Source organism: Devosia limi DSM 17137 (assembly GCF_900128975.1).
Classification (GTDB): domain Bacteria; phylum Pseudomonadota; class Alphaproteobacteria; order Rhizobiales; family Devosiaceae; genus Devosia; species Devosia limi.
This window is the reverse complement of sequence record NZ_FQVC01000022.1, coordinates 20,456-30,892: the sequence shown is the minus strand read 5'-3', so window position 1 is coordinate 30,892 and position 10,437 is coordinate 20,456. Positions and strand designations below refer to the sequence as shown.

Sequence of the window (10,437 nt, the reverse complement as noted above, 5' to 3'; positions counted from 1 at the left end):
CCAAGCCTGGCCAGGCGCCGCGCCAGATCAGCCAGCTCGCCGGGGCTAGTGCCGCAGCGCAGATGCGTGCCGGCTGGATGGATGTGGATGTCCAGATGGGCTTTGGAAACGTCGATGCCGACGAAGCCGGAGTGTACTAACATGGCCTTGCTCCCAGGCTTGTGGTGCGGGCGAGAGCCCAATCAACCGTTCGGGGTCAAAGGGAGCAGGCAGGGCCTTGCTTGACCGCGGCTGTCAAAAACCAGCCCGTAAAGACGGCCTCCTGCCTGCATCAGCCGGGATGCGCATCCCGGCTGATGCGCCAAGTAAACCATATTCCCTCCACACAAGCCCGAGGGTGACGAGCGGTGGATATCAGGGCTTTGGGCGACGCGGGCCGGAAGGACGGCCGGCACCACCGGTGGGGCGGCCACCGGCGGAGGGACGACCGCCGCCAGTTGGGCGGCCACCAGCGGAGGGGCGGCCACCGGCGCCGCCGGGCTTGCCGTAGCCACCGGGCTTGGGGCCACGAGCGGGGGCAGCGCCGTCGCGCTTGGGATAGGGCTTGCCGTCCGGACGGGATTTGGGCTTGCCATAGGTCTTGGATTCCAGACCCAAAGCGTCGCGGCCGGGGCGGCCGGCGGGCTTGTCCGAATAGGAGCGGGCCGGACGATCGCCGGCGGGGCGCTCGCTGCGCTGCTGGGGACGGCCGCCATCGGGACGGAATGAACGCGGCTTTTCCGAGAAGTTGCGGCCGGGGCGATTGCCATCGGGACGGCGATTGCCCTCGGGACGCGGGCCCTGGCGCTCGCCCTCGGGGCGGGTGCGCGGCGCGTAATCACGCTGCGGACGCTCGGCTGCCGCATCATTGCGACGCGGGCCGCGCGGGGTGCCGGTGAAGGCACGATCCTGCGGCGGACGGCTGCCGCCTTCTGAACGCTGGCGATCACCATACGACTTGGAGGCGGCAACGCGGGCCGCCACCGGGCGGCTGGTGGCCGGACGATCACCGTAGGGGCGCTTGGGCGCATCGAAATCGCGCTTGGGGCGATCATTGCGGTCGCCTGTGGGACGTGCACCGGCTGGGCGGGCACCGGCGGGGCGGCGATCACCATCTTCGCGGCGCGGGCCGCGGGGCTTGTCGAAGGCGGGACGGTCACCGAACGACTTCTTGTCGCCGAACGACTTTTTCTCACCAAAGGGCTTCTTGTCACCGAAGGGCTTCTTGGCGCCGGGGACGCGCTCGGGGCGCTTGCCGAAGGTGGCGGCGGGCTGGTCGTCGGGATCGCGGAACGTCTTCTTGCCAAAATTCTTCTGCACGAATTCTTCCTCACGGCCGTCGTCAAAAATGATGCGGCGCGGCGGCGCGAGGTCTTCTTCGCGGTCATCGAAACGCTTGGGGGCAGGCTTGCGGCCATCGGAACGGCCGGGGCGATCCTGGCGCGGACGCTCTTCGCGGATCTCGGCCTCGGTCTTTTCGGCATGGTCGGTAAAACGGAATCGCTGGCGGGCGATCTCGACGGTATTGGTGCCGCGGCCGGTCAGGCGGTCACGGGTGGGCTTGCCGATCAGGGCATTGGCCTCGGGCATGGCGCTGTCGAAATCGACATCGGCAGCCTCGGCCAGCTTCTTGCCGAGCTGTTCGCGCAGGGTCGAGGCCTTGACGGTTTCGATGCCGCCGACCGGGATGTCATTGAGCTGGAACGGGCCATAGGAGACGCGGATCAGGCGATTGACCTCGAGGCCGAGCGCGCCGAGGACGTTCTTGACCTCGCGGTTCTTGCCTTCGCGCAGCGCCATGACCAGCCAGACATTGGAGCCCTGGTCGCGCTCGAGCGTGGCTTCGATGGAGCCGTATTTGATGCCGTCGATCTCGATGCCGTCCTTGAGACGATCCAGCGCCGCCTGGGTGACGGTGCCATGGGCGCGCACGCGGTAGCGGCGCAGCCAGCCGGTGGCGGGCAATTCGAGCACGCGCTTGAGGCCGCCATCATTGGTCAGCAGCAAGAGGCCTTCGGTATTGATATCGAGACGGCCAACGGTGACGACGCGCGGCAGGCCATGGGTTTCGAGATGCTCGAAAATGGTCTCGCGACCTTCGGGATCCTTCTCGGTGACCACGAGGCCGGCGGGCTTGTGGTAAAGCCAGACGCGGGTGCCCTGGCGGGCAGCGAGGGGGGCATCATCGACCATGATCTTGTCGCGGCCGGTCACGTTGAAGGCTGGGGTCAGCACCTTCTTGCCATTGACGGTGACCCGCCCGGCGACGATCCAGGCTTCGGCATCACGCCGTGAACAGAGCCCGGAGCGGGCGATGACCTTGGCGAGGCGATCGCCGGTGTCGGGAACGGCGGGAGAGTCAGTCATGGCGTTGAGCCTTCATGTCATGCGGGACCCGGATGGGCGGCGCTGGTCATCGATGTCGTTCTGAGCGAACCGGAAAGTGAGCAGCCGGTATCGATCAATAAGTGAAACGCCCCGCTGGTGAGCGGGGCGTCAAATTCGGGCGGCTTGGGCGCGTCTAGCGCTTGCTGTTCTCAATGGCGCGGCGGATGTCCGGCGGGCAGCTGGCATCGCGGAGCGACACCAATGCGCCATTGGCAGCCTTGCAGACCAGATCCTTATCACCAACGCGGGTAAAATACTCGTCCGGCGGCATATAAAGCGGGCGCTTGTTATTGCCGGCGACTGCCATGCCGGCCTGCTGCATGCGGGCCGTCAGGGCGCGGGCTTCGGTTTCGGTCAGCGGCCGACCCGAGAGCGAGCGCATGTCGACGACGCGCGCATTGCGCAGGCGCTGCACATCGGCCTGGCTCAGGCCTGCGGTATCGATGCGAACGGTGTCGCTATCCTTGGGCAATTGCGCCATGACGGTGGAGACCGCCGGAGCCGGCAGGGCAGCAGTATCGCGCGGCAGCACCAATGGGGCGCGCTTGGTGGGATCTGGCTTGGGCGCTTCGCCGGGGATCAACCCCAGGCCGCGCGCGGTCGAGCTCATCACTTCGCGCTCGAAGGTGACGGGATCGGTCAAGGCATTGGTGCCCTCGGCGGTGGTGCAGGCGCTCAGGCCCAGCGCCAGCAGCAGGCCCAGCGACACAAGTGCGGCTCGGGTGGCGGCAGGAAGAGCAGCCACCTGCCCGGTCAATCCATTACGCATGAAACGTCCTTCTTGTGAGCAGCATGCCGCTCCGTCCACTGATGGCGCATCGCCAAGGCGATAGCGCGAGGCTTTGGCGGGCGCTTATAGCGCATCCTGCCAGCTAAGGCCAGATTCTGGCAGCAACGTGTTCACACACGGTTTGCGGGCGTGATCGCCCGGCCACAAATGCGGTTCATGCGGCAGCCTTGGCCGCACGGCCAACGCCCAGCAGGTCCAGAATAAGCAGAATGACGCCAAAGGTGATGAACACATCGGCGAGATTGAAAATGTAGAACGACCACGTGCCCCAGTGGAAATGGAAGAAATCGGCCACCGCACCGTAGATCAGGCGATCAATCGCATTGGAGAGCGCGCCGCCAATGCAGAGCGCCAGACCAAGGCGGATCAGCGCGCTATCGGCGCGGAGCCACCAGACGGCGAGCGCAACAATGGCGACGAGCATGATCACGCCGAGCGCCCATGGCGGCATGCCATCGAGCATTCCATAGGAAATGCCGGTATTCCAGACCAGCACGTAATCGAAGAAACTGGTGACCTGCACCACTTCACCACCGCGCCAGCCGGTCATCGACAGGGGCACGAAATGGGTGAGGATTTCGACGCATGTCGACGCGCCGATGGCGACGCAGTCGGACGAGACCTGGTAGGCCTTGTGGGCGCGGTCAATGCCGAAGGCGAGGATGGCGGCCATCAGGGAGACGAGAATGGCGGGGGAACGCAGGAGCATGATCATTCCAGTATGGAGCTAGTGCCAAGCGCAGCACCCCCACCCCAACCCCTCCCCGCAAGGGGGAGGGATTTTGGGCCGGTGGGCAATTAGAGTCCGGCCGCGGCGCGTTCGCGCAGGGCCTGGGCGTCGCGCGGGCTGACGTCGGGGAATTCGGGGTCGCTGCCGACTTCGGGCAGGACCTTCCACGAGCGGGCGCAACGCTTGCCTGCGGCCAGACCCGGCACAACGGTAATGCCGGGCACGTCATCGAGACGGAAACCATCGGCCGGACCATCGGCGGGGATGATCTCGATGGCCGAGGTGATGGCGATTTCGGCCATGTCCTCGCCGGCGAGAGCGGCCAGCAGGCGTTCATCGGTCAGATAGACCTTGGGCGCAGCCTCGAGCGAGGAACCGATGCGCTTTTCGCGGCGCTCGATTTCCAGCGCGCCGGTGACGACGCGGCGGACGCCCCGGATCAGCTGCCACTTGGCCGCCAGACCATCATTGCGCCAATCGGCCGGCACTTCGGGGAAGAGCCGCAGATGGACCGAGGAGCCGTCCTCGGGATGGCGCTCCAGCCAGACCTCTTCCATGGTGAAGACCAGGATGGGAGCGAGCCAGGCGGTGAGGCAATCGAACAGGTGATGCAGAACGGTCAGGGCCGAGCGACGCTTGATCGAGGAGATCGGATCGCAATAGAGCGCATCCTTGCGGATGTCGAAATAGAAGGCTGACAGTTCGATGTTCATGAAGTTGGTCAGCAGCGAGACGACCTTGCGGTAGTCGTATTCCTTGTAGGCGCCGCGCACCTGCTCATCGAGCTGGGACAGGCGATGCAGGATCAGCTGCTCGAGCTCGGGCATCTCCTCGAAGCGGACTTCGTCGGATGCCTGGTAATGCGCCAGATTGCCCAGCAGCCAGCGCAGCGTATTGCGGAGCTTGCGGTAGCTGTCGACGGTGGTCTGGATGATTTCCTTGCCGAGGCGCAGGTCTTCCGAATAGTCGGACGAGGCGACCCAGAGGCGCAGGATATCGGCGCCATATTGCTTGATGACGTCCTGCGGGGCGACGGTATTGCCCAGCGATTTGCTCATCTTCTTGCCATCGCTGTCCATGGTGAAACCATGGGTCAGCACGCTCGAATAGGGCGCGTAGCCATTCGTGGCGCAGCTTTCCAGCAGCGAGGAATGGAACCAACCGCGATGCTGGTCCGAGCCTTCCAGATACATGGAGGCGGGGAACTTGAGATGCGGCCATTTCTGCTTGTTGCGCAGGACCCAGGAATGGGTGGTGCCCGAGTCGAACCAGACGTCGAGAATGTCGGTGACCATCTCGTAGTCGGCGACCTTGTAGTCGGCGCCCAGATAGCGTTCGGCAGCACCTGGCTTGTACCAGGCATCGGCGCCCTCTTCCTCGAAGGACTGGGCAATCCGGTGGTTGACCAGATCGTCCTTGAGGATTTCGTTGGTGGCCTTGTTGACAAACACCGTGATCGGCACGCCCCAGGCGCGCTGGCGGCTGAGCACCCAATCGGGACGATCAGCGATCATCGAACGCAGGCGGTTCTGCCCGGCGGCCGGGTAGAAGGTGGTCGCGTCGATGGCGTTGAGGGCGCGATGGCGCAGGGTATCGCCGGCCTTACCCTCGATATCGCGGTCCATATAGACGAACCATTGCGGGGTATTGCGGAAGATCACCGGCTTCTTGGAGCGCCAGGAATGGGGATAGGAGTGCTTGACGCGGCCGCGGGCGACCATGGCATTGCGCTCGGCCAGAGCGGTGATGACGCGGTTATTGGCGTCGCCCTTCTTGCCATTGTCATCGATGACGCGGGCGCCCTCGAAACCGGGGGCTTCGGACGTGTAGAAACCGTCATCGCCCACCACATAGGGGATGGCGGTGTCGATACCCTTTTCGGCGAGCTTGCGGCCCGAATTCATCCAGATTTCAAAGTCGTCGAGGCCGTGGCCCGGCGCGGTATGGACGAAGCCGGTACCGGCATCGTCGGTGACGTGTTCGCCATCGAGCAGCGGAACTTCGAATTCGTAACCGCCTCCGAGACCGCGCAGCGGATGGAAGCAGGAGGTGATGTGGCCGGGATCGACATCGCCGATACGGACGAATTCCTCGACCTTGGCCTTGGCAAAGACTTCGGCGGCGAGATTGTCGGCGAGGATGTACTTTTCGCCGGTCGAGGCCCAATTGCCCTCGGGCGCCTTGGCGACTTCATAGAGGCCATAGCTGATCTTGGACGAGAACGAGATGGCACGGTTGGCCGGGATGGTCCAGGGCGTGGTGGTCCAGATCACCACCGAGGCGTTGAGATCATGGAAAGCCTTGGAGGTGATTTCACCGCCACCGGAGCGCACCGGGAACTTCACCCAGATGGTGTCGCTCTCGTAATCGGCATATTCGATTTCGGCTTCGGCCAGGGCGGTGCGTTCGACGACCGACCACATGACGGGCTTGCTGCCGCGATAGAGCTGGCCGGAGGTGGAGACCTTCATCAGCTCGCGGGCGATCTGGGCTTCGGCGTCAAAGCTCATGGTGAGATAGGGATTGTCCCACTCACCCAGGACGCCCAGGCGCTTGAATTCCTCGCGCTGGATATCGACCCACTGCTCGGCAAAGGTGCGGCATTCCTGGCGGAATTCGACCACTGGAACTTCGTTCTTGTCCTTGCCCTTGGCGCGGTACTGTTCCTCGATCTTCCATTCGATCGGCAGGCCATGGCAATCCCAGCCCGGCACATAGGCCGAGTTGAAGCCCAGCATCTGCATGGAACGCGACACCAGATCCTTCAGCGTCTTGTTGAGCGCGTGACCGATATGGATATTGCCATTGGCGTAGGGAGGGCCATCGTGGATGGTGAACAGCGGACGGTCCGCCGCCTGCTCGCGCTGCAGCTTGTAAATGTCCATGTCCTGCCAGCGCTTGAGCCAGCCTGGCTCACGGTCGGGCAGGCCCGCACGCATCGGGAAATTGGTCTCTGGCAGGAACAGCGTCGCCGAATAATCGGTCTCGGTTGCGCTCGCGGCAGTATCGGTCATGGGACGGCAATCGGTTGGGGAGATTTGGCGGGGGTTGTAGCAAGGTGAGGCGCATGGGGCAAAGCCTGATTTGCCTCACCCCGGCCCACCGGCCGGCAAGGGCGCCGATCAGCCGAAGAAGCCGAGCTTGCGATCCAGCTCGCCGAGGGGCCGGGCGGCGGCAATGAGGGCGCGGGCCTTGTTGCTGTCGCGGTCCATGGCGGCGATGAGCTCGTCGAGGCCGTTGAACACTTCCTGCCCGCGAATATGGGCGATCAGGGCGACGGTAATGGTCTGGCCGTAGATATCCTCATCGAAATCGAACAGGTGGGTTTCAAAGGGCGGGCGCTGGTTGTTGAACATGGGCTTGCCATAGGCGGCGACGCCATCGAACACCCGATCGCCCAGGCGGGCGCGGACGGCATAGACGCCCTGCGCCAGCTGGAAGCCATCATGGGTCATGGTATTGGCGGTGGGATAACCCAGTTCGCGGCCGCGCTGGTCGCCCTTGACCACGCAACCATCGACGAACCAGTGATAACCGAGCAGGCGATTGGCGGCGGCGACATCGCCTTCGGAGAGGGCGGCGCGAATGCGCGAGGAGGAGATGAGTTCGCTCCCCTCGCCCATCAGATCGAGCGTTTCGACCGAGAAGCCCTGGGCATCGCCAGCGGCCTTGAGGAAGGCGGGCGTGCCGCGGCGCTGGCGGCCGAAGTGGAAATCGGCGCCGACGATAACGCCGGTGACGGCGAGCGCATCGACGAGAAAGCGGGACACGAAATCCTCGGCCTCGATCTGGGAGAAGGCGCGGTCGAAATTGAGGATGACAATGCCATCCAGCCCCAGCGCTTCGGCAAGGCGCGCCTTGGCGTCGCCATCGGTCAGCCGGTACATGAAGGGGCTGGGCGCGAACACATCGCGGGGGTGCGGCTCGAAGGTCAGCACGATGGCAGGGACGCCGGCGGCAGCGGCGCGCGCCTTGAGCACGGCCAGCACCGACTGATGGCCGCGATGGAAACCATCGAAATTGCCAATGGCGACGAAGGCGCCGCGCAGGGCGGCCGGCGCTGAATCCAGATCGGAGAGGCGGAAAAATTCGGTCACGGTGCAGTCAAGTCCGTTCGCTGAGAAGACGCCTGGAGCGGCAGCCTTACCCCCACCCGCGCCCTCCCCACAAGGGGAAGGCACCTGATTTTTGCCAAGTGGGGGGTGTGACGCTACCAGGTGAGGCGCGGCAGGAAGCCGGCCATATGCGCGCGGCTGGGGGCGACGAGATCGACAATCGCCTGCGGATCGGGCTTGCCGAAGGCATCGAGTTCGGCGGCGTGAATGGAGCCGGTGACGAAGAGCAGATCGACGCCGAACTGGGCGGCACCGGTGGCATCGGTGCGCACGCTATCGCCAATGGCAAGCACGCGCGCCTTGTCGAGCGGGTGGCCGGCGGCGACTTCGGCGAGGCGATAGGCCTCCTCGTAGATCGGCTGGTAGGGCTTGCCGGCCATCAGCACCATGCCGCCCATGGCGGCATAGAGATCGCCAAGCGCGCCGCCGCAATAGATGATCTTGTCGCCATGCTCGACGACCCGGTCGGGATTGGCGCAGATCATCGGCAGCTTGCGCTCGAGCCAGAGCTTGGCGCGCTCACGGTACATTTCGGGGGTGTCCTGATCGGTGTCCAGATCGGTGACCACGACCACATCGGCCTCATCGGCGGTGGTGCGGCGGACGTCCAGCCCCTCATAGAGCGCGTCGTCATCGGTGGCGGGGCCGACGTGGTGAATGGGGCGACCGGCATATTTGGCGATCATGACGCGGGTGGCATCGCCCGAGGAGACGATGGCGTCATAGGCCTCGCGGACCACGCCGAGCCGGTCGAGCATTTCGATGATCGGGCCGGAAGGGCGCGGCGCGTTGGTGATGAACACCACCTTGCCGCCCTGGCGGCGATATTGCACCAGCGCATCGACGGCGGAGGGGAAAGCCTCGACGCCATTATGGACCACGCCCCAGACATCGGAGAGCACCGCATTGTAGCGGCCGGCAAGATCGGCGAGGCCGGAGATGGAGGGCTGGGTCATGGGCGTGTTCCAATGCGGCTTTGAGGAGAGCTTTGTCTATGTGGCAGCTTGGGCGCGATGATCAAGGGCAAAGGGCGACCGGGGCCGGCCCCGCTATGGCAGGGATCACCGCAGGGGCGGCTGGAAATCGGGGCGGCGCAGCGTCGGCGAGGGGCGCGGCGGATCGACCGACAGATCGGAGCGGACCGGACCGGGCTGGGCAATGTGAGGGCCCTGCACCAGGCGCACGCCGTCATCGAGCAGTTCGAGAATCTGATTCTCGTTGGTGACGCCGGTGGCCAGGAGGCCGACGCCGAAGCGCGAAATGTAATTGGCGATATCGGAGGCATGGAAATCGGTGAAGGCTTCGGGCTCTTCGACAAAGCGGGCGGCATCGATGCGCAGCGAGCGCACCCCCTGCCCCGCCAGTTCGGCAATATCGATGCGCAGCGACTTGACCCCGGCGATGGAGAACCCCGCCCCCTTCTTGACCAGCGCGTCGGCAATGGCGTGTTCAACGGTATTGAGTGCGTTCCATTCGTGTTCGGGCACGAGGAAGGTCAGGCTGGCGGCAATGGCGCGGTTGGCCTCGAGCATGGCGACCAATTGCTCGGCGGAGGCCGGATCGCCGAGCGTGGCGCGCGACAGCGGAATATAGACGCTGACCGGCTGGCCGCTGGTGCGGGCGCGGCGGCAGATGGTGATGGCTTCGACGAGGCCAATGCTTTCGATATGGCGGACGATATCTTCGCCGCCCTTGCGGGGCATGAAATCGGCCCGGTCGGCCAGTTCGCCATTTTCCAGCATCAGACGCGGCACCAGATCATAGCCCTGGGGGCGGCGCTGCGGCAGGGTGACGATGGCCTGAATATGATAGATCAGCCGATTTTCATCGAGCGCCTGACGCAGGGCATCAAGTGGAATGGTGGGCAATGGATCGCGCAGCACCACCGGCGCAGGCGTTGCGGTATCGGCGATGGGGCCACCAGGGGTGTCGGGCTTGGCGGCGCGCTCCTCGATATCGGCGACGGCTTCGGCGACCTGGCGGATAACGGTTCCCAGCACCGATATATCGGCCTCGACGCCTTCGAGACGATGGCCGGCATTGAGATCGGCAAGGGCATTGATGCGCTGGCCGAGCACGGCACCGGCCTGGGCATCGGTGGCGAGGAGCCGCGACAGGTCCTCAATGGCCTTTTCGAGCCGATTTTCGGCGCGCTGGCGCAAGGAGCGCTCCAGCAGAATGACGCAGACGCTGGCAAACACGATGGCGGCGAGAATCGCCTCGGCCGGCGTAAAGGTCAGCCCGAAATAGGCCGTGCCCCCTACGCCGAGGGCAGCGAGTGCGATGAAGGTATAGACCAATGCCTGCACGAGCAGTCCTGCATCCCTGAATGCGCCAGGATTCGGCTCAATGCTTCTAGCATCGCCCAACCCGGTGCAAAAGCACCGCCGGAGCGGTGTCCCATGCCAATTGTGGCAAAATCGGACATTTGCCGG

At 64.8% G+C, this 10,437-nt stretch carries 7 protein-coding genes; all 7 read right to left on the bottom strand.

What is annotated here, in order from left to right; genetic code table 11:
* Positions 1-354 precede the first annotated feature (354 nt).
* The 7 genes from BUA69_RS20490 to BUA69_RS20460 all read right to left on the bottom strand — a co-directional run bounded on the left by BUA69_RS20490 (position 355) and on the right by BUA69_RS20460 (position 10,311).
* Positions 355-2,346, bottom strand: coding sequence for a pseudouridine synthase (locus BUA69_RS20490; protein WP_046134144.1), 1,992 nt, complete (start codon positions 2,344-2,346; stop codon positions 355-357).
* 154 nt (positions 2,347-2,500) lie between these two features.
* Positions 2,501-3,136, bottom strand: a complete 636-nt coding sequence (locus BUA69_RS20485; protein ID WP_046134143.1) for a hypothetical protein — start codon at positions 3,134-3,136, stop codon at positions 2,501-2,503.
* 175 nt (positions 3,137-3,311) lie between these two features.
* The gene (lspA, locus tag BUA69_RS20480; protein WP_160300103.1) at positions 3,312-3,866 is read right to left on the bottom strand and encodes a signal peptidase II; all 555 of its coding nucleotides are present in this window, start codon (positions 3,864-3,866) and stop codon (positions 3,312-3,314) included.
* An 89-nt stretch (positions 3,867-3,955) separates the two neighbouring features.
* The gene (gene ileS / locus BUA69_RS20475; RefSeq protein ID WP_046134142.1) at positions 3,956-6,901 is read right to left on the bottom strand and encodes an isoleucine--tRNA ligase; all 2,946 of its coding nucleotides are present in this window, start codon (positions 6,899-6,901) and stop codon (positions 3,956-3,958) included.
* A gap of 108 nt (positions 6,902-7,009) precedes the next feature.
* The gene (locus tag BUA69_RS20470; RefSeq protein WP_046134141.1) at positions 7,010-7,984 is read right to left on the bottom strand and encodes a bifunctional riboflavin kinase/FAD synthetase; all 975 of its coding nucleotides are present in this window, start codon (positions 7,982-7,984) and stop codon (positions 7,010-7,012) included.
* Between the two features lie 113 nt (positions 7,985-8,097).
* Positions 8,098-8,958, bottom strand: a complete 861-nt coding sequence (locus BUA69_RS20465) for a TIGR01459 family HAD-type hydrolase (protein ID WP_046134140.1) — start codon at positions 8,956-8,958, stop codon at positions 8,098-8,100.
* A 105-nt stretch (positions 8,959-9,063) separates the two neighbouring features.
* On the bottom strand, positions 9,064-10,311 hold the full coding sequence (locus BUA69_RS20460; protein ID WP_046134139.1) for an EAL domain-containing protein: 1,248 nt from the start codon (positions 10,309-10,311) through the stop codon (positions 9,064-9,066).
* Positions 10,312-10,437 lie beyond the last annotated feature (126 nt).

Excerpts from the sequence above, each read along its gene's own strand:
- BUA69_RS20465 (WP_046134140.1), bottom strand. The coding sequence starts at position 8,958 with ATGACCCAGCCCTCCATCTCCGGCCTCGCCGATCTTGCCGGCCGCTAC.
- BUA69_RS20485 (WP_046134143.1), bottom strand. The coding sequence starts at position 3,136 with ATGCGTAATGGATTGACCGGGCAGGTGGCTGCTCTTCCTGCCGCCACC.
- lspA (WP_160300103.1), bottom strand. The coding sequence starts at position 3,866 with ATGCTCCTGCGTTCCCCCGCCATTCTCGTCTCCCTGATGGCCGCCATC.
- BUA69_RS20490 (WP_046134144.1), bottom strand. The coding sequence starts at position 2,346 with ATGACTGACTCTCCCGCCGTTCCCGACACCGGCGATCGCCTCGCCAAG.
- ileS (WP_046134142.1), bottom strand. The coding sequence starts at position 6,901 with ATGACCGATACTGCCGCGAGCGCAACCGAGACCGATTATTCGGCGACG.